The sequence below is a fragment of the Kitasatospora cineracea genome (assembly GCF_003751605.1).
Taxonomy (GTDB): Bacteria; Actinomycetota; Actinomycetes; order Streptomycetales; family Streptomycetaceae; genus Kitasatospora; species Kitasatospora cineracea.
In genome coordinates this window covers 1,192,479-1,215,040 of sequence record NZ_RJVJ01000001.1, presented here as the reverse complement: position 1 = coordinate 1,215,040, position 22,562 = coordinate 1,192,479, and the positions used below count along the sequence as shown (strand labels likewise).

24 protein-coding genes are annotated in these 22,562 nt (G+C 72.4%); 22 read left to right on the top strand and 2 right to left on the bottom strand.

Features of this window, described 5'->3' with window-relative positions; translation table 11 throughout:
• Positions 1-4 precede the first annotated feature (4 nt).
• Both EDD39_RS05430 and EDD39_RS05425 read left to right on the top strand, forming a co-directional pair.
• Positions 5-1,327, top strand: a complete 1,323-nt coding sequence (locus EDD39_RS05430) for a phage major capsid protein (protein ID WP_159073111.1) — start codon at positions 5-7, stop codon at positions 1,325-1,327.
• 191 nt (positions 1,328-1,518) lie between these two features.
• Complete coding sequence (locus tag EDD39_RS05425) at positions 1,519-1,785, top strand: hypothetical protein (RefSeq protein ID WP_148089389.1); 267 nt, start codon at positions 1,519-1,521, stop codon at positions 1,783-1,785.
• A gap of 42 nt (positions 1,786-1,827) precedes the next feature.
• Here the strand turns inward: EDD39_RS05425 and EDD39_RS05420 are convergent, their stop codons facing one another.
• Positions 1,828-2,736 carry a DUF4238 domain-containing protein gene (locus EDD39_RS05420; protein WP_100837019.1) on the bottom strand — a complete coding sequence of 303 codons (909 nt, stop codon included), beginning with the start codon at positions 2,734-2,736 and terminating at the stop codon, positions 1,828-1,830.
• A 277-nt stretch (positions 2,737-3,013) separates the two neighbouring features.
• Between EDD39_RS05420 and EDD39_RS05415 the strand changes: the two genes are divergently transcribed.
• Positions 3,014-4,048: an NAD-dependent epimerase/dehydratase family protein gene (locus tag EDD39_RS05415; protein WP_100837018.1), complete on the top strand. Its 1,035-nt coding sequence runs from the start codon at positions 3,014-3,016 to the stop codon at positions 4,046-4,048.
• On the opposite strand, the gene EDD39_RS05410 is transcribed toward EDD39_RS05415, so the two are convergent.
• Positions 4,041-5,390 (bottom strand): NsdA family TPR-like regulatory protein, encoded by a 1,350-nt coding sequence (locus tag EDD39_RS05410; RefSeq protein WP_123553670.1) that lies wholly within the window; start codon positions 5,388-5,390, stop codon positions 4,041-4,043. The genes EDD39_RS05415 and EDD39_RS05410 overlap by 8 nt on opposite strands.
• 168 nt (positions 5,391-5,558) lie before the next feature.
• Between EDD39_RS05410 and EDD39_RS39320 the strand changes: the two genes are divergently transcribed.
• The 19 genes from EDD39_RS39320 (at position 5,559) to EDD39_RS05315 (ending at position 22,561) form a co-directional block, all read left to right on the top strand.
• On the top strand, positions 5,559-6,095 hold the full coding sequence (locus EDD39_RS39320; protein ID WP_341869321.1) for an ATP-binding protein: 537 nt from the start codon (positions 5,559-5,561) through the stop codon (positions 6,093-6,095).
• A gap of 227 nt (positions 6,096-6,322) precedes the next feature.
• Positions 6,323-6,610 carry a hypothetical protein gene (locus EDD39_RS05400; RefSeq protein ID WP_162869946.1) on the top strand — a complete coding sequence of 96 codons (288 nt, stop codon included), beginning with the start codon at positions 6,323-6,325 and terminating at the stop codon, positions 6,608-6,610.
• Positions 6,611-6,725: 115 nt separating this feature from the next.
• Positions 6,726-7,982, top strand: coding sequence for a methyltransferase, FxLD system (fxlM, locus tag EDD39_RS05395; RefSeq protein ID WP_123553668.1), 1,257 nt, complete (start codon positions 6,726-6,728; stop codon positions 7,980-7,982).
• A 12-nt stretch (positions 7,983-7,994) separates the two neighbouring features.
• On the top strand, positions 7,995-8,159 hold the full coding sequence (locus EDD39_RS05390; protein ID WP_100837013.1) for an FxLD family lanthipeptide: 165 nt from the start codon (positions 7,995-7,997) through the stop codon (positions 8,157-8,159).
• Positions 8,160-8,272: 113 nt separating this feature from the next.
• Complete coding sequence (locus EDD39_RS05385) at positions 8,273-11,332, top strand: lantibiotic dehydratase (RefSeq protein ID WP_100837012.1); 3,060 nt, start codon at positions 8,273-8,275, stop codon at positions 11,330-11,332.
• Positions 11,329-12,486 carry a lanthionine synthetase C family protein gene (locus EDD39_RS05380; protein WP_100837011.1) on the top strand — a complete coding sequence of 386 codons (1,158 nt, stop codon included), beginning with the start codon at positions 11,329-11,331 and terminating at the stop codon, positions 12,484-12,486. Before EDD39_RS05385 ends, EDD39_RS05380 begins: the two co-directional genes overlap by 4 nt.
• Before the next feature lie 29 nt (positions 12,487-12,515).
• Positions 12,516-13,370, top strand: a complete 855-nt coding sequence (locus tag EDD39_RS05375) for a thiopeptide-type bacteriocin biosynthesis protein (RefSeq protein WP_159073108.1) — start codon at positions 12,516-12,518, stop codon at positions 13,368-13,370.
• Positions 13,367-14,521 (top strand): hypothetical protein, encoded by a 1,155-nt coding sequence (locus EDD39_RS39315; protein ID WP_159073107.1) that lies wholly within the window; start codon positions 13,367-13,369, stop codon positions 14,519-14,521. The genes EDD39_RS05375 and EDD39_RS39315 overlap by 4 nt, the downstream gene beginning before the upstream one ends.
• A gap of 102 nt (positions 14,522-14,623) precedes the next feature.
• Positions 14,624-16,627 (top strand): phosphotransferase, encoded by a 2,004-nt coding sequence (locus tag EDD39_RS05365; RefSeq protein ID WP_123553666.1) that lies wholly within the window; start codon positions 14,624-14,626, stop codon positions 16,625-16,627.
• 112 nt (positions 16,628-16,739) lie between these two features.
• Positions 16,740-17,327, top strand: coding sequence for a hypothetical protein (locus EDD39_RS05360; protein WP_100837007.1), 588 nt, complete (start codon positions 16,740-16,742; stop codon positions 17,325-17,327).
• On the top strand, positions 17,327-17,668 hold the full coding sequence (locus tag EDD39_RS05355; protein WP_100837006.1) for a hypothetical protein: 342 nt from the start codon (positions 17,327-17,329) through the stop codon (positions 17,666-17,668). The genes EDD39_RS05360 and EDD39_RS05355 overlap by 1 nt, the downstream gene beginning before the upstream one ends.
• Positions 17,668-18,138: a hypothetical protein gene (locus EDD39_RS05350; protein ID WP_100837005.1), complete on the top strand. Its 471-nt coding sequence runs from the start codon at positions 17,668-17,670 to the stop codon at positions 18,136-18,138. Before EDD39_RS05355 ends, EDD39_RS05350 begins: the two co-directional genes overlap by 1 nt.
• A 107-nt stretch (positions 18,139-18,245) precedes the next feature.
• Positions 18,246-18,500 carry a hypothetical protein gene (locus EDD39_RS05345; protein ID WP_100837004.1) on the top strand — a complete coding sequence of 85 codons (255 nt, stop codon included), beginning with the start codon at positions 18,246-18,248 and terminating at the stop codon, positions 18,498-18,500.
• Positions 18,493-18,921 carry a hypothetical protein gene (locus EDD39_RS05340; RefSeq protein WP_100837003.1) on the top strand — a complete coding sequence of 143 codons (429 nt, stop codon included), beginning with the start codon at positions 18,493-18,495 and terminating at the stop codon, positions 18,919-18,921. The genes EDD39_RS05345 and EDD39_RS05340 overlap by 8 nt, the downstream gene beginning before the upstream one ends.
• Positions 18,922-19,040: 119 nt before the next feature.
• Positions 19,041-19,607, top strand: a complete 567-nt coding sequence (locus tag EDD39_RS05335; protein WP_148089387.1) for a phage tail tube protein — start codon at positions 19,041-19,043, stop codon at positions 19,605-19,607.
• A gap of 262 nt (positions 19,608-19,869) precedes the next feature.
• Complete coding sequence (locus EDD39_RS05330; RefSeq protein ID WP_100837001.1) at positions 19,870-20,415, top strand: hypothetical protein; 546 nt, start codon at positions 19,870-19,872, stop codon at positions 20,413-20,415.
• Between the two features lie 219 nt (positions 20,416-20,634).
• On the top strand, positions 20,635-20,787 hold the full coding sequence (locus EDD39_RS39310) for a hypothetical protein (RefSeq protein ID WP_162869945.1): 153 nt from the start codon (positions 20,635-20,637) through the stop codon (positions 20,785-20,787).
• Positions 20,788-20,885: 98 nt separating this feature from the next.
• A complete protein-coding gene (locus EDD39_RS05320) occupies positions 20,886-21,782 on the top strand; it encodes an IS982 family transposase (RefSeq protein WP_100836887.1) in 897 nt (298 codons plus the stop codon).
• Positions 21,783-21,967: 185 nt separating this feature from the next.
• Complete coding sequence (locus EDD39_RS05315; RefSeq protein WP_100836999.1) at positions 21,968-22,561, top strand: hypothetical protein; 594 nt, start codon at positions 21,968-21,970, stop codon at positions 22,559-22,561.
• Position 22,562: the final 1 nt, after the last annotated feature.

Sequence of the window (22,562 nt, the reverse complement as noted above, 5' to 3'; positions counted from 1 at the left end):
CACCGTGCCCACCACCGTCGACAACGCTCGACTCAAGGAACTGAACAGCGCGCTGCGCACCAAGGCGGCCGAACTCGACACGATCAGCACGGCCTTCACCGTCGAGGACGGCGGCGTGACCGTCTCCACCGAGAAGGCCGCCGCGTTCCGCAAGGCCCTCGCCGACGCCCAGGAGATCAAGCAGCTGATCACCGACCTGGAGGGCGCGGCCGCCATCCAGACCTTCCTCAACGAGCCGGCCTCCAGCCCCCTCGCACCCCGGGACGCCGCGCTGACAGCCCACCTCGCGGGCCAGAGCGCGAAGTCCCTCGGCGAGCGGTTCATCGACAGCAGCGAGTTCAAGTCCCTCGCCGCCGCCGGCTTCCGCGGCTCCTTCGACCAGATCGTCACCATCGAAGGCAGTGGCCTCCACCAGCTCGCCCGCAAGGACGTGTTCAGCCGGTCCGCCGGCACCGCCGCCGTCCTTGGCCTCGGCACCCCGGAGCAGCTGGAGATGGTGCCCCGCCCGCTGCGCCCCGGCCGGATCCGCGACCTGTTCCCGTCGGAGACCACCACCGCCAACATCCTGTACGGCGTGCGCGTCACCGGCTTCACCAACGGGGCGGCCGTCGTCCCCGAGCGCGCGATGGAGGTCCCGGCCGGTGGCGGTGCCGCCGTCGAGGTCTACGCCCGCGCCCCGCAGTCGCAGCTCACCTTCAAGACCGTGCTCTACCCGGTCGCGGAGATCGCGCACACCATGCCGATCCACAAGAACACGCTCGCCGACGAGCCCCGCCTGCGCGGCATCATCGACACCGAGCTGGTCGACGGCGTCAAGATGGTCGAGGACAACGAGATCCTGTACGGCCCCGGCGGCGACGACAGCATCACCGGCATCGTCAACACCCAAGGCGTGCAGACCTACGCCCAGGACGCCGCCGACAAGCAGACCGCCGCGATCCGCCGAGCCGCGACCCGCGCCGTGCTGGCCAACTACCCGCCGACCGGCATCGTCCTGCACCCCTTCGACTTCGAGGACCTGGAGCTGGAGACCGACGGCCAAGGGGCCTACCGGGTCGCGGTCAACGTGGCGATCGGCGCGCAGAAGATCGTCTGGCGGCTCGCCGTCGTCGACTCGATGGCCATCAACGAGGGCAAGTTCCTCGTCGGCAGCTTCGGCCTGGGCGCCCGCCTCTACGACCGCGAGCAGGTCGGCGTCCAGGTCTCGACCGAGAACCGCGACAACTTCGAGCGCGGCGTCGTCACCATGCGCGGCTCCGAGCGCATCGGCCTCGAGGTGCCCCGCCCCGAGTCCTTCGTCTACGGGACCTTCAAGGCGGCCGCCTGATGGCCGCCCGCAAGCCCCCGGCGAAGACCACCGCCCCGGTGCCCGCAGCAACTCCGGCCCCGGAGAGTGCCGCACCGGAGGCGGAGCAGCCCGCAGCAGCCCCGATCCCGGCGGCGGAGGCATCTGCCGCCGCCCCACTCGAACCGCCCCCCGTGCCCCCCGAGCAGCCCGAACCGCGCCCGGAGGGGCCGGTGCCCGGGATCACGCTCCAGGCGCCGGCGTCCGCCGCCGACAGCGAACTGGTCGACGAGAACGGAAGCCCGCTCCCGGGCGACCCCAGCGAGCTGTTCGACCTGACCCACCCCGAGTGGACCGTCGTCTTCCCCAAGGTCCGCATTTACGAGCGCCGGACCGTGCCCGGCAGCCGCCGAACGGTCACCCACCTGCTCTACATCCCGGCGAAGTCCGTCCCCAGGGCGGAGTTCGACCGCCTGCGGCAGGCCCGCGGCTGGGAGTGACCGTGCGGCACCGAGCCGCCCCGGACCGAAGGCCCGGGGCGGCTACTGCTGTCCCGCCGCCGAGGTCCGCTCCAGGTGCTGGCGCATCTGGGCGTGCGTCATCACCTCGTACATCACCTCGGCGTTGCCGCCGGGCTCCGGGAGAGAGATACCGCGCAGCGGGTCGTCCTCCGGGTGGTGGTACAGGAAGCGGTGCGCGTTCGCCGAGATCAGCGAGTTCAAGTCCGTCGCCCGCTTCGTGGTCCCCTCCACCATGGCGTCCACGCTCGGGCTGGTGCCGGGCGCTCCGACGACCAGCGCGACCCGACGGGCGAGGGGCACCAAGACACCGCCCTCGGTGAACAGCCCCGCGGGCGTCCTCCAGTCGCTGTCGACGCCCGGAACTGGGACGACAGGGCTGTCGGAGAACGCCAGAGCCTTGCGCTTGAAGACGAACAGCATCCAGGAGCGGTTCACGAGTACATCGCGGGCCTGCGGCAGTGCGGAGTTGATCAGCCGGGCGTGCTCCAGCGGAAGGTTCGGCTCGCCCTGAGCCTCGTAGGGCAGCCCGAACTTCTCGGCCAGCTCCAGCAGCAGGTTGTGCGTGTTGAGGATCTGGGCCCGGGAGCGCATGGTCCGGAGGTGTTGTGCAGCGATCAGCGTGGCGACCGCTCGCCGGTCCGAGGCAGACAGCGGCCACTGGCGAGGATCGCGGGCTCGCTTCCAGGCCGGCGCGCAGTCCGTCTCCAGGTCCGAGAGCAAGTACTCCAGGGCGTAGGAGTCCTCGCCGTCCCGGGTGACTCGGTTGAACTGTCCGATCACCGTCGCGTCGTTGATGTTCTGGAGGAACGACCGCCCGCCGGGGAGCGGCACGCACAGGACCTGGTCGTGCTCGTTGCAGAACCCCGACTGCTGGAGCCGCGCGACCGTATGGTGCCGCTTCGGATGTTCCTGCGACGTGGGGCCAGGCATTCGACTCTCCAACACAAGCCGCTTCTCAATGTGGACAACTCAACGGTAAGGGACTTGACGGACAGTTCGGCCAGGTTTTCTGCCGCCAGCACGACCAGCGCGGCGGCCGCCTCACAGACCTTGCTGACGCTACGAAGTTGCAGGTGGCGGATATACGCGCAGGCGCGTACGCCGGTCCCGGAGCCTGGCTGCGCCGTTCCTCTGCTTCGGGTCGAGCTCCGCCACCGACCTTGACCCGGTGGCGTAGGAGCGAACCCAGCAGGGCAGTATCGGCGGCATGCGGATTCTCGTGATGGGCGGCGGCTGGTTCCTCGGTCGGGCAGTTGTCAGCGGTGCTCTCGCACGCGGGTGGGAGGTGACGACCTTCAGCCGTGGAAGGTCGGGCATCCCGGTGGCCGGCGCAGTTGCGGTCCACGGCGACCGGGAACGGCCGTCCGACCTCGCGGCGCTGGCCGCGCACGGCCCTTGGGACGCCGTCGTGGACACCTCGGCCTCCGAACTGGCACCTCGGACGGTGCTGGACGGCGCGAAGGTGCTCGCGCCGCAGGCGCAGCGGTACGTCTACATCTCCACCGTCTCGGCGTACCGGGGCTGGCCGGATGAGCCGTTGAGCGTGGAGTCCGAGGTGCTGGACGGACCGCCGGACGCGGACGCCGACTACGGCCGCCTGCCCGCCGACTGGACCGGTCCCGACTACTACTACGGGCGGCAGAAGGCGGGGGCGGAGCGCGCGGTGCTGGCGGCCTTCGCCGACCGCGTGTCCGTCCTGCGGCCGGGGGTGATCCTGGGGCCGGGCGAGTACGTGGGCAGGTTGCCGTGGTGGCTGCGGCGTGCGGAGCGCGGCGGGGCGATCCTCGCACCGGGCGATCCGGCACGGACGATCCAGCCCACCGACGTCCGCGACGTCGCCGAGTTCACCCTCGACCAGGCAGCAGCGGACGGCTTGCAGATCCACAACGTGACCGCGCCGCTCGGCAGGGAGACCTGGGGCGGGTTCCTGGACGCCTGTCTCCGGACCACGAGTAGTACGGGCCAGTTGGTCTGGGCACCTGACGAGGTGCTGCTCGACGCCGGCGTCCAGCAGTGGACCGAGCTGCCGCTATGGCGCACTCACGCCGGGGCCTGGGCCATCGACTCCAGCACGGCCTTCGCCGCCGGCTTCCGGAGCCGCCCGCTGGCCGAGACGGTGGCTGACACCTGGGCCTGGCTCCAGCAGGGCAACCTGCCCGTGCCGCACCCGCGGTGGGCCGAGCACGGTATCGACCCCGCGAAGGAGACCCGCATCCTGGAGAAGGTGGAGAAGGTCAGCTGACCTCCCCGCTGTCGATCGCCAGCCGTGTCGTGCCCGGACCGAGGATGCGCGGCGCGGCTACGGCGGTGAAGTCCTCGATCTGCTCGGCGAGGGTTCCGGCTGTGCTTGCGCCACGGTAGTCCGGCGAGACCAGCTCTCTGCGAACTGCGCCGAGCCTGTCCACCAGTCCCGCGCCTCGCCACTCGCGGGGAAGGGCGAGCACCGGCGCCAGTGCTTCCGCCGCTCCGTCGAGGTCGCGCCGCAGCAGCAGCGCCATGGCGAGGTCGGACGATGCCTGCGGCCCGACGATGAACGGCACCGCCCCCGTGGTGTTCTCGGTGATCAGCTGGAGGGACTGCCGCGCCGAGGTCTCTGCGCCCGTACCGTCCCGGAGCAGGAGGTAGCTTGCGCTGTTCGACATCGCGACCCGTTCCGGGCTGAAAGCGAACTCACCAGCGAGGTCGTCGTGGATCTCGTCTCGCCGGGACCCCCTGTCTTGCAGGCTGCTCTCTATGGCCTGCTGTGTCTCCTCGACGCGCCCGAGGTGAGCGTAGGCGCGGGCCGCGATGGCCGCCAACCGTGCTTTGCCGGCGTTGCCGACCCCGGGGAACTGGTCCGCGTGCTTCACGTGCCGCACGGCGACGGTCGGGTTGCCGTTCCAGTACGCCAGGATCGCCAGGTAGCCGTAGACGTACGCCTGGAGCGGCCCGTGCTCGGCGACCTGCCCGTACAGCGCGGCGGCACGGAGGAGTTCGACGGCGGTGGACGACGCGCCGAGGTCGAAGGCGCAGCCCCCGAGGAGGGCCGCCGCTTCACCGGCGACGAGGTAGAGACGTCCCCGCTGGGAGAGCTTCTGCGTGCGGTCGAGCATCTCCTGCGCAAGGGCCAGAACTTCCTTGCCCTGCGCGTAGATGGTGTGTGGCGGGGTGTTGGTGTGGGCCCGCACCAGCCGAGCGAGGTCGTCTTCCAGTTGCTCGATCGTGAGGTCGGGGAGGAGCTGGGCTGCCGCGTCTGTGGCGTGGGCGCGGGCACTTCGTGCGGTCATCCGTAGATCACTTTCATCAAGCATCGGCGCTGGTAGTAGCACCGGGACTTGCTCGTCCGAGCAGGGGCCGAACAGCTGGGCGGCCGTGAGCTTGAACATCTCCTCAAGGATTCTCGGAGCGGGACGGCGAGGCATCGAAACGTCGCCACCCTTCCAGCGAATGAACGAGTTCTCGGCGACCACAGCACCCCGGTACACGGGGTCGTTGGTCCTCTCGAACAGGACGGCTGCCGCGAGCCTGTAGTCCTCGGCGAACTCCGAGTAGGTCATGGCGCGCTGTGTGACTAACTGGTGGAGAAGAGTCCTGGACCTGCTCACGGCAGTCCCTTCGCTGGATGGCAGCGCGAGACGCTGCTCGTGGCCGTCATTACGTGCCTACCACCAAGGAACACCTCACTGCCAGAGCCCGCCGGGAAGTGGTGGCGAAGTGGTGACTGAGAGTCAGGCAAGTCACCCGATTGTGAGTCAAGTGGGTGGTTGAAAGGGGTGGTTGTGTCGAGTGATCGGCGGCACTGTGTACCTCCGCAAGCGAACCGAAGCCCACGGAGCCGCACTGCTCCACAGAAGCGGGAGCGGGGTGCAGCATCCGTGAACCACATCGTTTCAACTGATCAGCAGGATTGGACAGCTGCCTACGAGGCCGAGCCCGAGTCGGTCGGACCAGCACGTCGGGGTGTGCGCGACCAGCTCTGCAGGTGGGGTTGGGAGCCGGACAGCCCAGTGGTGGACGACTTGGCGATGATCGCCAGCGAGTTGGTCACCAACGTGGTGCTGCACGCGGCCGTACCCGGCAAGAACGTGGTGGTCCGCCTGCGCCGGGCGGAGGGCTGCTGCCGGATCGAGGTGCTCGACGGGCGGCCGGACCTGCTGCCGCCGACGGTTCTCCGTCCGTCCGAGGAGAGCGGCCGGGGCCTGCTGCTGGTGCGGAGCCTGTCGACGGCCATGGGCGTGGAGAGGTCTGGAGGGGACAAGATCGTGTGGGCCGAAGTGCCTTACGAGGAGCAGTTGGGGGCGGCGGCGTGACGGCGCGATGGCCAGAGACGGTGAGGCGTGCCTTACGCCGCGTGCTGCGACTTCGCCGGTCGAGCCCGCCAGCGCCGGTCGCCCCGGCGTTCTCCAGCACGGGGCTGCTGCCGCGCTGGGCAACACCTCCGGTTGACCCCAGCGGCACGACCTTCGTTGAGGCGGAGAGAGCGGGCGGGGCGTACTGGTGCGAGGTGACCGCGCTGACGCCCGGGGCGGGGCGCCGCATGCTGCTCGCCACGTTCGAGGCGTCCTCCCCGCGGGTTGCCGCGCTGTGGATCGGGGTGCGGCTGCGCGAGATGGCGGAGCAGTTCGACCCGCAGGACGCGCACTGGGCCCGGCAGATCTTCTCGATCGCCGAGGAGCATGAGGCGGCGATGGCCGCCATGGTTTTCGGCGAGGACTTCGCGCTGACGCTGCTCGTTGACCAGGTGGTCTACGTGTTCTCGGCCGGGGCCAGCACTGGGGCGGAGCCTCGCCTGCCGGGCCGGTTGTGGCCGGCCATGACCGCCTGACTCAGCACATGACTCCCGGGCCGCGCCGACAGCCGCGCTGGTCCGGGGCAGGGACGCCCCGACGTCCTTCGCACAGAAGCGCCGCGCTCGCCGCGGCCGACGACTAGGAGTTGCGATGACCGCCACGGCGGAAACGACCGGCCAGTCCTCTCCCGAACAGCTGCGCACGGCCATGGTCGAGGCGCTGCGCTCCGGCGGTGCGGTCCGCACGGACTGGGTGGCGGCCGCGCTGCTGGCCGTGCCCCGGCACGTGTTCGCGCCCGAGGTGCCGCTCGCGGAGGCGTACGAGCCCGAGCGTGCGCTGGTGACCAAGCGGGACGGGTACGGGCTGGCGGTCAGCTCGGTGTCGGCCGCGCGGATCCAGGCGCAGATGCTGGAGCAGGCGGACGTGCGGCCGGGGATGCGGGTGCTGGAGGTCGGGTCGGGCGGCTACAACGCGGCGCTGCTGGCCGAACTCGTCGGCCGGGAGGGCGAGGTGGTGACGGTCGACATCGACCCGTTCGTCACCGAGCGCGCGCAGAAGTACCTCGCCGAGGCCGGGTACGGGCGGGTGCGGGTGGTGCTGGCGGACGGCTCCGAGCCGGTGGAGGGCGGTCCGTTCGACCGGATCGTCGTCACGGTCGGGGCGTGGGACCTGCCGCCGGCGTGGACGGGTGCTCTGGTCGAGGGCGGCACGATCACCGTGCCGCTGCGGATGCACGGGCTGACCCGCTCGATCGCCTTCCGGCGGGAGGGCGAGCGGCTGGTGAGCGTGTCCGCCACGGTCTCCGGGTTCGTCAAGATCCGGGGGACGGACGCGCACGACGAGTTCCTGGTGCTGCCGCGCGGCACGAAGGAGATCGGGCTGCGGTTCGACGAGTTGGAGCGGCCGGACACCAGCCGTCTGGGCGGCGCGCTGGAGACGCCCCGCGCGGAGTGGTGGAGCGGGGTGACGATCGGCAACCAGGAGCCCTTCGACTCGCTGTACCTGCGGCTGGCGAGCGTGTTGCCCGGGTTCGGCCTGATGTCCGTGGACCCGGAGCTGGACACGGGGACGGTCGCCCCGGCGAACCGGATGGCGTGCCCGGCGATCGTGGAAGGCGACAGCCTCGCCTACCTCGCGCTGCGCAAGATCACCGACGACCCGGCGACCTTCGAGTTCGGCGCGCACGGCTTCGGCCCCGAAGGGGGACCCCTGGCCGCTCTGATCAACACCGAGGTGCGCAACTGGGACCGCGAGCACCGCAACGGCGACGGCCCGGTCTTCACCGCCCAGCCGATCGGCACGCCCAACGACGAGCTCCCGGACGGCCTGGTCGTCGACAAGACCCACGTCCGGCTCACGATCTCCTGGCCGCAGTCCGCGGCCAGGTCCTGCACCACCGACCTCTGAGGAGGAAGCACCATGACGAAGACCCTCACCGGCACCGCCCCGGTGGACGACTTCGACCTCGACGTGACGATCGTGGAGGGCGCCGACCCGGTGGCCGCGCTGCTGCGCTCCACCGACGACGGCTGCGGTGCCACCTGTGCGGGCACGGCCTGCGTCTCGTTCGGCGGCAACGTCTGACCGCTCCTCTCCCTGTGTGACCTGGGCCCGGCGTGCGGCCGTCAAGCCGCCGCACGCCGGGCCCAGGCGTTCCCGAAACCTCCTGAAATCTCCCGGAATCGAGGCGAATACCCGTGTACGCCGTCGCAGGACCGGCTCTGCTGCGCGCCGCCGCCCGCCCGGCCGAGGCCGGGCCGTCCTGGTGGCCCGACCTGGCCGACACCGGCCCCCACGCCACCGCGAACTGGCGGGCCTGGCTCCAGCACGTCTGGACGGACGCCGACTTCGCGGCAGCGGTCGAGGTCGCCGCGGGCCCGCAACTGGCCGCCCGGGTGCGCGAGGTGGTCTTCAACTTCGACCACGTCCCGAGGCGGCGGCTGCGCCGGCTGACGGCCTCGGTGATGCAGTACGCGCTGCGCCAGCAGCGGCCCACGCCCTTCGGGCTGTTCGCCGGGGTGACCGCGGTGCCCTTCGGCGAGGCCGCCGCCGCTCCCCGCTGGGGTGCGCCCCGGGCGGTGGCGCGCCCGGATGCGCGCTGGCTGGCCGGTGTGGTGCGGGAGCTGGAGGAGGCCGTCGGGGACCTGCTGCCGGTGACGGCCAACCAGCTGCGGGTGCGCCGAGGAGAGCGCGTCGTGCTGCCGGTGGTCCGCAACCCGCAGGACGGCGAACCGGCCGAGGTGTCCGTCCGCGCCACCGGCCCGGTGCTGGCCGTGCTGGAGGCGGCCGACGGCCCGCTGTCGGTGACGCTCGGCGAACTCGCCGACCGCTTCCCGGCCGCCCCGGCGGCCACGGTGCGCGCAATGCTCGGCGAACTGGTGCGCCAGGGCTTCCTGATCAGCATCCTGCACCTGCCGACAACCGCGGCCGACCCGCTGGGCCACCTGCTCGCCATCGCCCACACCACCGGCCTCGACCAGACCCCCGCCGCAGCCGCGCTCCTGAACGAACTCCGCACTCTCCGGGAGCAGTTAACCCGGCACAACGAGTCCACCGACCCGCCCCAGCAGCGGACGCTGCGCACGCGGCTGGGACGGCAGCAGGCCGGGCGCTCGGGCGAGGTGCCGCCGCTGATGGTGGACCTGCGCCTGGACGCAGGCCCCGCGGCTCTGCCTCGGCGGGTGGCGTCGCTGGTGGCCGGCGCGGCCGAGGTGCTGACCCGGCTGTCGCCGTTCCCCGGCGGGAACCCGGTGTGGGTGGACTACCACCGCCGGTTCGCGGAGCGGTTCGGGCCGGGCGCGGTGGTGCCGGTGGTCGAGCTGGTGAACCCGGACACCGGGCTGGGCTTCCCCGCCCGCTACCGGGACTCGGTCCTGCCCGACGTGCCGCCGCAGTTCGGACGGCGCGACGCCCAGCTCATGGCGCTGGCGCAGAAGGCCGCAGTCGAGTGCCTGGACGAGGTCAACCTCAACGGCCCGCTGCTGGAGCACCTCGCCCCCGACCCGGTGCCCGAGGGGGCGGTGCAGCCGCACGCCGAGCTGACGGTGCGGCTGTCGGCCTACGGTGCAGGGCCGTTCACGTACGGGGCCGTGCCGTTCACCCCGGTGGTGCAGGCGGTGCCGCGCGGGGCGGGGACGACCGCGGGCCGGTTCCTGTACCTGCTGGAGCCCGAGCGCCGGCACGAGCTGGAGGCGGCGATCGCCGCCGCGCCACCGCTGCGGGCCGACGCCTTGGTGGTGCAGGTGTCCGCGCCGCCGCTGTACGGCCGAGCGGAGAACGTCTCCCGGGCCCCGGCACTCATGCCCCTGCTAGCGCTGGGCGAGTACCCGCAGATCGGATCGGTGCTGCGGCTTGAGGAGTTGGGGGTGTGCGCGGACGAGCGGCGGATGTGGCTGGTGCGGCTCGCCGACCGGCGCCCGGTGGAGGTGCGGGTCCTCAACGCGGTGGACTTCCGGGCGAACACCGACCCGCTGGTGCGGTTCCTGTGCGAGATCACCCACGCCCACACCCCGTGGCTGACCGCGTTCAACTGGGGCGCGGCCGGGCAGCTGCCCTACCTGCCGCGGGTGCGCTACGGGGAGGTGGTGCTGTCGGCGGCGCGCTGGAACCTGCCCGCCGCCGACCTTCCCGGCAAGGACGCCGAGTGGGAGGAGTGGCAGGCGGCGGCGGACGAGTGGATCGCCCGCTACAACGTCCCGGCGGCGGTGTACCTGTCGCAGAACGACCTGCGGCTGCCCCTGGACCTGCGCCTGCCGGAGCACCTGGTGCTGCTGCGCGAGCACCTGCTCCGCGAGCCGACCGCGATCCTGATCGAGGCCCCCAGGGCGGACGACAACCGGTGGTGCGGCCGGGCCCACGAGATCACCGTGCAACTGCACTCCACCCGCGCCCCGCTGCCCGCCACCCGCCCGCGGCCCGGAAGGCCGGCCACCGTCCGGTCCGGGCACCTGCCCGGCGCGTCCGGGTGGCTGTCGGCCCGCCTGTTCGGCAACCCGCGCCGCGCCGGTGAACTCCTGGCACGCGTACCCGGGTTGGCTGCCGGTTGGGTGGTCCCGCCGCAGTGGTGGTTCCTGCGGCACACCGACCCCGAGCCCCACGTGCGCCTGCGCATCCCCGTCTCCGCCGTCGCCGCGTGGTCGCTGGCCGCCGAGCGCATCGGCCGGTGGGCCGAGCAGATGCGGGAGGAGGGCCTGCTGACGCGGATGGAGATCGACACCTACCTGCCGGAGGCCGGACGCTACGGGCGCGGGGCCGCGCTGCGGGCGGCGGAGTCGTTCTTCGCCGCCGACTCCCGGGCAGTGCTTGCCCAACTCGCCTACCAACGCGCCACCTCCACCGACCCGGCCACCGTCACCGCGGCGAGCATGCTCGACCTCGCCACCGCACTGCTCGGCGAGCGGGCCGGCCACGCCTGGCTGCTGGAGAGGGTGCCCCGGCACAGCGAGATCGCGCTGCCGCGCACCGCCCCGCGGCTGGCCGCCGAACTCGCCGACCGACCCGACCGGCTGGCGCTCACCGAGGAAGGCCGCGCCCTCGCTGCGGCCTGGTACGCGCGGGCCGAGGCAGTGGCCCGCTACCGGGCGGCACTCGACCGGGACGGCGAACTGGATCCCGCCGACGTCCTCGGCTCGCTGCTGCACCTGCACCACGCCCGCGCTGTCGGCCTCGATGCGGCCAGCGAGCGGATCTGCCGCCGCCTGGCCCGCGCCGCCGCCCTCACCCTCACCGTCCGTGATCAGGAAGGACAGCCGGCATGACCGCCGAACTGCTCGCACCGCCCGCCGAGGTCTCCGCCCAGTGGGGCCAGTCCCTGGCCAAGGGAGGCCTGGCCACCGCGCTGCTGCACATCGAGCGCGCCACCACCGGCCGGGGCGACTGGGAGGCCGCGCACGAGTGGATCACCGCGTGCGTGCGCCAGCCCGTGAACTCCTTCTCCGGGGCCGGGGTGTTCTACGGCGCGCCCGCCGTCGCCCACGTCCTGCACCTGGCCGCGCTCCACGGCCCGCGGGTCTACGAGCGGCCGCGTATGGGCCTGAACGCCGCGGTGGAGGACATCGTCCGAAAGCGTCTGGCCGCAGCCCACCACCGCATGGACGCGGGGCAGCGCCCCGCCTTCCACGAGTTCGACCTCCTCAGCGGGCTGACCGGCCTCGGCGCGCACCTGCGGGTCCGGGGCGAACAGGAACTGCTGCGGGAAGTCCTCGGCTACCTGGTGCGGCTGACCGTGCCGGTGCACGGGCGCTCCGGCTGGTGGACGCACCTCGCGCCAAGCGGCGAGCCGGACGAGCGGTACCCGGGCGGGCACGGCAACTTCGGCATCGCGCACGGCATCCCCGGCCCGCTCGCCCTGCTGGCCCTCGCCCACCTCGACGGCACCCGCGTCCCGGGCCAGCTGGAGGCGATCGAGCGGATCCTCGACTGGCTGGACGCCTGGCAGCAGAACGGCGCCGCCCGCGCCTGGTGGCCCGAGGCACTGACCGCCGCCGAGGCCGACCAGGGCGAAACCCGCCAGTCGAAGCCGCTGCGCCCGTCCTGGTGCTACGGCACCCCCGGCATCGCTACCGCCCTGCACCACGCCGCCCGCGCCACCGGCGACCCCGCGCGCGCCCGCACCGCCGAAGCCGCCTTCCTCGACGCCCTCGAAGACCCCGACCAGGTGCACAGCCTCACCGACGAGACGGTCTGCCACGGCACGGCCGGCGTCCGCCTGGCTGCCCGGCGCTTCGCCGAACGCACCGACCACACCACCGGCATGCGCATCCTCGCCGCCGCCAGCACCCTGCCCACCCCGGTCCCCGCCGCGACCGGACAGGGCCTGCTCGAAGGCACCGCCGGCATCTCCCTCGCCCGCTGCTCCCTGGCCGCCGAGACCCCCGGCACCGGCTGGGACGCCCTGCTGCTGCTCGTCTGACCCGACCCGACTCGACAAGGAGAACCCTGGTGCTCGCCACCGGCGACCGCGCCTGGACGCAGGTCCACCTGCACCTGGCCACCGACAACCCCGAGGAGCACGCCGTCCGGCTCCTCGGCCCGGCCCTGATATCCCTGGAAGACCAGGGGCTGATCGACTGCTGGCACTTCCTGCGCAAGGGCGACCGCTGGCGGCTGCGCTACCGCGAGTCCGCCTCCGGCATTCTGGGGGCCGCCACCACCGCGGCCGCGGTCAACGAGGCCCTGGACATGTGCCGCGAGGCGGGCATGATCGACGACTGGACCCCGGCCGTCTACGAGCCGGAGACCTACGCCTTCGGCGGAGCCGCCGCGCTGCCCGCCGCCCACCGCCTCTTCCACCAGGACAGCCGCCACGCCCTCATCTACCTCGCCGCCGTCCACCGCGGCGAACTCCCCGACCAGCGGGCCGAGCTGTGGCTGCTGCTCGGCACCGCCGCGATGCGCGGCGCGGGGCTCGACTGGTACGAGATCGGCGACACCTGGGCGCAGGTCGCCGAGAACCGGCCCGCAGACGGTCCCCGGCTGGCCATCCTGGACCGTCGCCTGGTCGACGCCTCCCGCACCCTGCTGCAGGCCGACACCACCCCTGGCTCCACGCTCCTGGAGGGCCGACTCGCCCACGCCGCCTCCTGGTTCGGCGCGTTCGCCATCTACGGCCTGACCCTGCGGGCGCTGGCCGACGAGGGCCAGCTGTGGCGGGGGCAGCGCGCCGTCCTCGCCCACCACCAGCTGTTCACCGCCAACCGCCTCGGCCTGCCCCACCAGCAGCAGGCCGTCCTCGCCTCGGCCGCCGCCGGCGCGGTTCTGGACCTGGTCGACGTCGACGAGGCGGTGCTGCGGTGACTGCCCAACGCACTGCCCGGCCCACCGGCCCGCTCGGCGACGCCCTCTCCCGCCTCCCGTTGGTCCCCCGCAGGCACGCCCTCGCCGTCCCGCTGGAGCAGCGGGTGCAGCAGCTCACTGACCTCGCCCGGCAGGCCGCCGACGCCGAGGACCCGGCTACTGCCGCCAGCGTCCACAACCGCGCCGCGCTGCTCGCCTCCGACCGCGGTCTGCCCGGCCTGGCCCGGGTGCTGTGCCTCAACCACGCCAGCTTCTACCTCGCCCACCGGCCGCTGACCGGCGACCTGGCCCGCCTGGCCTTCGAACCCCTCGTCAACCTCGCCCACCTCGACCTGCGGGCGGGCAACGGAGCTGCCGCGCTCGCGGTCCTGGACGAGCTGGCGCGCGCGGTCGCCGAGAACGACGACGCCACCCTCCCCGGCGGCCTGGTGGTCCCGCTCGCCGGGCTGACCGCCAGCAGCGCCGACCGCGGCAACGTCCACGAGTGGCTGGGCGGCATCCGGGTCTTCGACGGGGCCCGCGCCTTGGTCCGCGATGGGCGCTGGTCCGACGCCCGCCTCCACCTCAAGCAGTCCACCGCCCCCGGCGACCGCCTCTTCGAGGCCCGCCAGGTCGCCGTCGTCGCCATGGCCCTCGAAGGACGGACCGCCCTCGCCCGCGCCCTGGCCCGCGACACCCCCGCCGAACAGCCGTGGGAGCACGCCATCGCCGCCGCGCTGACCGTCGCGTGCACGCTGCTCGACGGAGCCCCGGCCGCCGAGCAGACCGAGGCCATGCTCCATGCCCACACCGCTGTCGTCCTGCGGGAGGGCAGCGCGGTGTTCGACACCCGCCTCGCCCTGACCGTCGCCGACCTCACCACCGCCGCCGGCCAACTCCCCGACGCCGCCCGCGTCTACCTCACCGCCGTCGGCCGCACCCTCGCCGACCCCGAGGGCTACAGCGCCCGCGACCTCGAACGCCACCGCCTCGCCGACGGCCTGCCCGCCGAACAGCGCCACCGGCTCGCGGCCATCGCCGCCGAGTGCGGCGTCGGAGGCCCGGCCACCCTGAGCACCGACCACGACGACCGGACCACCGCCGCCCTCGCCCTGGCCACCGCCGTCATCACCAAGGCCGCAGCCAAGTCCCTCTCGCCGTCGCGGCCGTGACCCGGCCGTCCGTTCGACCGCAGACCCGGGCACCCCGCCGTCCCGGTTCGGCGCACTCCCCGGCGCGCCTTCCAGCAGAACCCGACACCGAGAGGCAACCGCATGAGCAGCACCCTCACCACCGCCAGGCCCGAGCCCGGCGCTCTGGGCTCCTTCGTCCACGTCGGCTGGAACATCCAGCACGGCTGGAAACTCGCCCAGGCGATCGACCACCTGCGGCGGTTCGCCCAAGAGCACGGCGTCGAACGCCCGCACCTGCTCACCCTCCAGGAGCTCCAGGAGGGCCAGGCCGCCGAGGTCGCCCAGCAGTTCCAGCTGGACTTCGTGGAGGCCCCGAACGTCCGCCCCGGCAGCCGCAACGCGCTGTTCTTCGCGCCCGAGCTGTTCCAGGCCGACCCCGAGTGGGTCCCCTACACCAACGCGGTCCGGCACCGGCCCGCCACGGCCAAGCTCCGCTGCATCCACCCCCACACCAAGGCCCGCAGCCGGCGCGAGGTCTCGGTAGCCAGCGTCCACCTGAGCTTCGGCGACCCCGGTGACCGCGAGCACCAGATCCGCTGGCTGCTGGCCAACATGTACAAGGACCGGTGGCTCGCCTTCTTCCAGGGCGACATGAACTCCTGGCCGGCGTGGGGCTGCCCGCTCTCCCTGGACCGCGTCCAGGACCGGGCGTGGGTGGTGGACCGCTCGATCGTCCTGCCCGACGGAACGACCCGGCCCGACGACGTGCCCGACCGGCTCATGACCCTCCGCGGCATGGTCAACATCAGCCGGTACGCGGCCACCGTGCTCGGACAGGCCGGTGCGGACCGGCCCACCACCTGGGACGGGCCGAAGAAGGCCCGCCAGCGCATACCCGCCGAAGACCTCCCGCCCGGCGGCCTCGGCGGGATCGACCACGGCTACGCCGCCGAGGAACTGGTGCTGGCGCTCATCTCCTCCACCACCCCGAGCACGCCGCAGGTACAGCAGGTCTCCGACCACCTCCCGCAGGTCACCGTCTGGGACCTGCAGGCGTGGTGGGAGGTGATGGACGCCGAAAGTCGAACTCGTCCGGCACTGACCCACCGCTGCCACCCCGCCCCGGGCGGGGCGGCAGCCGTCGTCCACCCGAAGGAACACTTCATGCCCGCCCCCGGCACCAGCACGGCCGCACCGGCCCGCAGCACCCACCAGCACCCCATCCGGACCGCCCGGACCGCTCTGCACCACGCCACCGCGCTCGCCGGACTCGACCCGGCAGGCGCCCAACTGCTCCACCAGGGAAGGAACTCCGTCTTCCGCCTGTGTGGTGGAGTGATCGCCAAGGTCCACCACCGCCGCCGGTACGCCGATGTGCAGCGAGACGCCCAGGCGGCTCAAGCCCTGCTTGCCGCGGGCATACCCACCGCCGCCCCCTTCGGCGACGGCCGCCCCATCACCGTCGACGGCGGCCTGGTGGTCAGCTTCACCGAGGACCTGGGCACCACGGAGCCCACCTGGGGCCAGCTCGCCGGGGCCGCCGCCTGCCTGCACCGCATCCCGCCCCTGACCGGCCTCGGCCTCCCGCCCATCGACAAGATCACCAGCGCGGCCCGCCGCATCACCCTGCTCCCGTCGAGCGTGATCTCCGAAACCGAGCGCGCTCGCCTTCTCGCCCTCCTCACCCGAATCGCCGACGCCTACACCAGCATCACCTGGCCCGCCCCGCGCACCGTCCACGGCGATCTCAACCCCGGCAACGGCGCCTTCCTCGCCGCCGGTGGCGGCACCGCGCTCCTCGACCTGGAGACCCTGAGCATCGGGCACCCCGGCTTCGATCAGTCGGCTGCGGCGTTCGGCCGCGATGCCTTCGGCCTCGACCCGTCCGTCCATGAGGACTGGGTGGACAACTACGGGTACGACATCACCGCCGCCGCCGGCGGACTCCCGTACCGGACGATCGCCATGCTGCTCGCCATCGGCGCCTACCTCTTCTACGCGGAGCTGGGCACACAGGGCAGGCCCGAGGTCCTGCCGCAGGCCCGCCACCGCCTCGACACCCTGCTCGCCAACAGGCAGTTCCCGTGGGACTGGGCTCCTGCCAATCCCGTTCGGGCAGCAGCGGCAGCCGGTTCCGCAGGCTGACGGCTGCTGTGGGTTCCCGGAGAGCTGCCGGTACCGGCCGAAGCTGGTAGCGACACAAGCCCAGCTGCCGCCTACCGTCCTCCCCGCCGCCAAGCCGCGCGAGGAGGACACGGTGGAGCTGATCGTCACGGCCGAGGAGGTCGCCCGCCGCCTCGGCCTGCCCGTCCCGCTGGCCGATGAGGTTCGGCAGCGCGTCGAGACCGCGGTTGAGGACGCGCAGGAGACCCTCGTCGCGCACCTCGGCCGACCGCTGCTGCCCGTCCAGTACACCGAGAGCGGCATCCGGGCCAGTACCAGCGGATGGATCCTCAGCCACGCCCCCGTCATCACGGTCATCTCCGCCGTGCCCGACGCGACCTCGCTGCCCACCCCCTCGTTCGGAACGCCGACCTACACCGTCACCTACATCGCGGGGATCGACGCCAGCACCGACCCGGAGACCGCGCCGCTGCGCCTGTGGGTCCGGGCGACGGCCTGCCACCACCCCCTACTCGCCGACGCGCCGCTCCGGCAGCGCCGCATCGCCTCCGCCTCGGTGGAGGGCCAGTCGGTCACCTACGACACCGCGGCCGAGCCGCCGGTACTGCTCGCCCCACCCGACCTTGCGACTACGGACCGGTGGCGGCTGCGCGGACGCCGGGTCTACCAGGACCCGGTCCGGCCGAATCCGCCCGGCCTGACCGTCCCGGGCGGGCCGTGATGGGCGTGCTGCTGGCCGACCGCCAGCTCGGCGTGCGCACCCGGGGCGCTCCCGGCCTCGATGCCCACGGAGCGGAGGTGACCGGGCCGCCCGGCCCGCTGCGGGGCCCGTGGCCCGGCCGCGCCCTCCCCCAGCCGGACGGCACCTGGCACCTGGCGCTCGACCCGCAGGCCGGCACCCTGCTGGTCGGGGACCTGGTGGTGGAGCCGGCCACCGGCAAGGAGTGGACGGTCACCGCCGCCGACGACCTGGTGCACGCCGCCGACCCGGCCCTGGCCTACGTCCGGGTGACCGCCCGATCCCGCCAGGCTGGCGGAACCCGAGCAGAAGGACACCCCTGATGGCCCGCCTTGAGCTGCCCGCCGACATCGCCGAACGGCTCGCCCCGCTGCTGCGCCGCCACACCGAACGCCTCGCCGAGGAAGTCGCGGAGGAAGCCCGCAGGCGCGCGCCCGCGGCGAAGACCTGGCACACCCAGGAGGACGGCAACGCCCGGCCCAGCCACCAGGCCGCCGACGGGCAGACCGTGCCCGCCCCGCTGCCGTTCTCGGTCGGCAACACGACGCTCGACCGCCCCCGCGACCCGGACGGCCCGGTCGAGGAGACCGCCGGGTGCCGCTGCACCGTCACCGAGGACCCGGAAGCCGTCGCCGCCACCATCACGGCGGGCAAGGCCGCCACCTCCGGCACGCGCGTACGCGCCACCGTCACCTGCGACTACCCGCGGGCCGCCGAGGCCGAGTACGCACACGGCGACGGCAGCCACTTCATGGGCGCCGCCGCCTCCGAGGTCGCCAACCGGCACCGGTGAACCCGCCGCCCCCGCCACCGGGGCGGCCGGACCGCTCTACGGCGGGACGGTAGCCGCCACGCCTGCTTTCCTTCGCCCGGTCACCCCAACCGCTCGAAGGAGTCGACATGGCCGCCGCACCCGGCACCGTCCGCATCACCCTCGCCCACCACTTCGACCGGGACGGCGCGCAGCTGCTGCCCGGCGACGAGATTGACGTGCCGACCCACGAGGCCCGCAAGCTCATCACCGCCGGGTACGTCGCCGGGGTGGACCCCAACGACCCGGAGGCCGTGGCGAAGGCCCTCGCCACGGCCGCCGAGCGCAAGCCGTCGATGGCCAAGCCGCCGGCGAACAAGGCGGCGGGCCGGGCGAGTGAGTGACCTGGGCTCCCTGGACCCGGAGGAGCTGGCCGTCACCTGGCTCTCCGGCCACGCCGAGCTGACCGGGGCCCTCGGCGGCCCCGGCCGGGTCGGCGCCCGCAACACCCCGCCCTACCCGCGTATCCGCATCACCCAGGTACCGGGCGGCTCCGCCCCCGGGTGGCGCTGGACCGCCACCTTCCACCTCCAAGTCGAAGCGCTCGGGGACCTGGACCGCTCCACGCCCCGGCCGGAGCTGCGGAAGGCGTTCACGGTGGCCGTGAAGGCGCTGCACGAGCTGGCCGGGCAGCAGGCCGTGCCGGGGCGGCCGGTGGTGACCGCGGTGCGGGCGCTGTCGGCCGGCGGGTGGCTGCCGGAGCCGACCGGCCAGGGCCGGTACCTGGTTGTCGTGGCCGTCACCGCCCACCCCGCGCCCCGGTGACCGGGCGGGTTGTGCGAGTTCTGCGACAGCCCCACGCGCGCCGCCCGGGGCGACGCTACTGACCTGCCCGGCCTACGGTCCGGTCCGTCGTTGATGGCCCGCATCAAGGAGGACCGGCCGTGCCCGCAGAGAGCATGTTCGTCGCGCAGATGGCCCGTCTGTACCTGGCGGTGCCGGGTACGGTCGCGCCGGCGGACCCGTTGGTGGCCATGCCCACCGGGTGGAAGGAGGCCGGGCTGTTCAAGCCCGGCTCGCTGGAGTGGAACACCGACCCGAAGTTCGAGAAGCTCCGCTCGCACCAGCTGCGGTACGCGGCGCGCACCATCCAGACCGAGGACGCGGCGACGGTCAAGGTCGAGCTGCAGGAGTGGAACGCCAACAACATCTGCGCCGTGTACGGCGGCGGCGAGGTCACCACCGTCACCCAGGACGCCAAGACCTTCTACCGGTACACCCCGCCGAAGGTCGGCGGGCGCAAGCAGTTCGCCGCAGTGGTGGAGCTGATCGACGGCTCCAAGCACTACCGCCGGATCGTGCCGCTGTGTGAGCAGGTCGCGGCGGTGAACCAGAAGTTCCCGGACGACGCCGAGTCCACGCTGCCCCTGGAGCTCGCCATCATCGGCGGCGAGTCCACCGACCCGTGGTACGACCTGACCGACGACCCCGGCTTTGCCCCGGCAGCCTGAAAACCCCTCCCGGCCAGCGCAGTTGAGGCTGTGCCCATCGGTTTGCGGTCCGCATACTGTGGATCACGTCGGTCGGCCCTACCGCCCCCTCCCTCGGGGCCGACCACACCCGCGATGCCCCGTCCGATCCCCCCCGGACGGGGCATCGCTGCGTTCGCGTTGCGGCCAGTTCCTCCCAGTTCAAGCCACCTGACCTACCCATCAGGTAGGAAAAATCCTATGGGAATTGGAAGTTGAGTGAGTATGTAGATACGATGCGTGCATGGCGAAGCTATCGGTCTCCGTTCCGGATGCACTTCTTGGGCAGGCACAGACGCTCCACCCGGGGGACACCCCGAGTCAGCTCGTGCAACGGAGCCTGACCGTTCTCACCGCGAGCAGGGAGAACGAGCCTCACCGGCCGGACTGGGCCGAGGCCGGCCTTGCGGTTGTCGGTGAACGGCTCCGGGCTGCGGCCCGGGAAGACTACGAGGAAGGCTACCGAGTGGGCCTTGAGCTCGCTAAGCAGGCGCCTTGGGATTGGCTGGTCTGGCTCAACCGGCGTAAGTACCACCTGACCTACGTCTTGAATATCCAGTGGCGCATGAAGAACCACCCGGACCTCGACGCTGAGCGGGAGATGAACAGGGCATGCCGAGGTGCCAGCTGGCCTGTCGAGTGGTACCAGGCCCTCTGCGCGGCATTCCCCGGTGAGATGAACGACGGCGGCGAAGAAGAGTGCCCCGACCGAAGCGACCAGTTCCTTGCCGGTGCGAAGCAGGCTTTCCGGGACGTCTGGGGCTACGCGACCCAAGACATCCGGCAGTGATCTGAGCACCGCCAAGTCGATGTTGGAGCTTCGCAGATGAGACTCCGCCGTACCCCCGCAGTGCTTCCTAGGGCCAATCGCGGGGGACGGCGGTTCCAGCACCAACCTGATCGAGTCAGAAAGGTACCGATGAGCATTATCACGCGTGGCCCCGAAAAGGACCACGACCGGTCTGCCGAGCCGGTCGTCCGAGGCCGGATCGTCCGGGCAATCCAGCAGGTGAGTACGGCCGACGGGTTGTCGGCGGTCGTCCTCGGCGCCCTCGTGTGCGGGACCGTCGGCAGCTTCACGGCCAAGGAGGTCATGCTGTTGACGGCCGAGGTCTCCCTGTTCGTGATCGTCGGGGAGTGGTGGAGGGCCCGACGCGCCTGACCATCGCGTCAGGCGCCACCTAGACGAGTAGTTCCGAAGTGGGTTGGGTTTCCTGGTTCTGCTTCGGACGTGAAGGGAGGGTGTCCAGCATTCGGGTTGTGACGACCGAAGAGCTGGACACCCTCCTGACGGCACTCTACGTGCGGATCGATGATCATCTGCCCCGAACGCGATGGTTGGGTCGCCCGCCGCGGCTGACGGACTCCGAGCTTCTCTGCCTGGCTGTCGCCCAGGCCCTGCTGGGCTTTCACTCCGAGGCCCGCTGGATCCGCTTCGCCCGGGCCCATCTGCTCGGCATGTTCCCCCACCTGCCCGAACGCCCCGGCTACAACAAGCGCCTGCGCGCCGCGCGCCCGTTGCTCCAGCAGGCGATCCGCGACCTGGCCCAGGCGACCGACCTGTGGGCCGACCCGGTATGGATCACCGACTCCACACCCGTCGAGTGCGGCCGCTCCCGAGACACCGCACGCCGCTCGGCCCTCGCCGGATGGGCCGGCTACGGCTACAGCCGCTCGCACTCACGCTGGTTCTGGGGCCTGAAACTGCACCTGGTCTGCACCCCGGCCGGACTGCCCGTCACCTGGGCCCTGGCCAGCCCGAAAGTCGACGAGCGCGAGGTGCTGGCCGCGCTCGTCGAGACAGAACCCGACCTCGTACGCGAGCGCCCCGGCCTGCTGATCCTCGCCGACAAGGGCTACGTCTCCGCGGAACTCGACCGCTTCCTGGAACAGTTCGGGGCTCAGCTGCTGCGGCCGTCCTACCGTAACCGAACCCCACGCCACGGCGAGGAACTGCTGAAATCCGTCCGCCAGCTGATCGAGTCCGTCAACGACACCCTCAAAGGACAACTCGGACTCGAACAGCACGGCGGCCGCACCATCGAAGGCGTCGGTGCCCGCATCGGCCAGCGACTGCTGGCCATGACCTGCGCGATCTGGCACAACCGGGCCATCGGCCACCCCGTCACCCGATCACTCATCGCCTACGACCACTGACCCACTTCGGAACTACTCGTCTAGCCCGGAGGAGGGGCCACCGGCATGCCGGTGGCCTTTCCTGAGCTGGTGACGGTCTCCACCAGCACCGGGCTGCTCCCTGCACCCGGTGCTGGGCGCGACGCTAACCACCACTGCCTCCTACGGTCTGCGGCGTTCCGTTGCCGACAGACCGAGGAGCCGACATGGCCGGGATCGACCTGGACGCCGCGCGCCGCCGCCGGCTTGCGACCGCTGCCGAGAAGGCCCAGGCGGCGAAGGCCGAGTACACCGTCGGCGAGGAGCCGATCATCTTCGGCGGCGTCACCGTGGCTGTGCTCCCGGCCGAGCTGCCGCTCGCGGTGTGGGAGCCGCTGATCGGCATCCCGTACCTGCCGCTGCTGCTGCGCTCGCTGGTGGAGGCCGCGCAGTCGCAGGGCGAGCAGCAGACCCAGGCCGCGAGCCTGATCGTGGACGTGCTCGGCTCCGAGCCGACCCTGCCGTCCGACCTGCTCGCCGCGGCTGCGGAGATGGGCCGCCGCCTGCTCGGCGAGGACGGCTTCGCCCGGCTGATGGAGCAGCGCCCCAGCCACACGGACGTCTTCGAGCTGGTGCGCGCCCTGTCGGCGAAGTACTTCTCGGGCGGTGCCGGCCTGGGGGAACTCATGGGGCCGTCCGGCTCGCCTTCGAGCGGTGGGACGACCTCGAAGCCGACTTCCAGCGGTACTACCGGATCGACGCCCGCGGTGCCTGGCGGCGTCCCGGTGACGCTGGATTCCTCGGCACCCGCCGCCTCCTGAC

Bases quoted from the DNA above. Each gene is read 5' to 3' on its own strand.
- EDD39_RS05345 (WP_100837004.1), top strand. From the start codon at position 18,246: ATGGCCGCCGCACCCGGCACCGTCCGCATCACCCTCGCCCACCACTTC.
- EDD39_RS05400 (WP_162869946.1), top strand. From the start codon at position 6,323: ATGCTGCTCGCCACGTTCGAGGCGTCCTCCCCGCGGGTTGCCGCGCTG.
- EDD39_RS05365 (WP_123553666.1), top strand. From the start codon at position 14,624: ATGAGCAGCACCCTCACCACCGCCAGGCCCGAGCCCGGCGCTCTGGGC.
- EDD39_RS05355 (WP_100837006.1), top strand. From the start codon at position 17,327: ATGGGCGTGCTGCTGGCCGACCGCCAGCTCGGCGTGCGCACCCGGGGC.
- EDD39_RS05350 (WP_100837005.1), top strand. From the start codon at position 17,668: ATGGCCCGCCTTGAGCTGCCCGCCGACATCGCCGAACGGCTCGCCCCG.
- EDD39_RS05415 (WP_100837018.1), top strand. From the start codon at position 3,014: ATGCGGATTCTCGTGATGGGCGGCGGCTGGTTCCTCGGTCGGGCAGTT.
- fxlM (WP_123553668.1), top strand. From the start codon at position 6,726: ATGACCGCCACGGCGGAAACGACCGGCCAGTCCTCTCCCGAACAGCTG.
- EDD39_RS05315 (WP_100836999.1), top strand. From the start codon at position 21,968: ATGGCCGGGATCGACCTGGACGCCGCGCGCCGCCGCCGGCTTGCGACC.
- EDD39_RS05330 (WP_100837001.1), top strand. From the start codon at position 19,870: ATGGCGAAGCTATCGGTCTCCGTTCCGGATGCACTTCTTGGGCAGGCA.
- EDD39_RS05390 (WP_100837013.1), top strand. From the start codon at position 7,995: ATGACGAAGACCCTCACCGGCACCGCCCCGGTGGACGACTTCGACCTC.
- EDD39_RS05420 (WP_100837019.1), bottom strand. From the start codon at position 2,736: ATGCCTGGCCCCACGTCGCAGGAACATCCGAAGCGGCACCATACGGTC.
- EDD39_RS05380 (WP_100837011.1), top strand. From the start codon at position 11,329: ATGACCGCCGAACTGCTCGCACCGCCCGCCGAGGTCTCCGCCCAGTGG.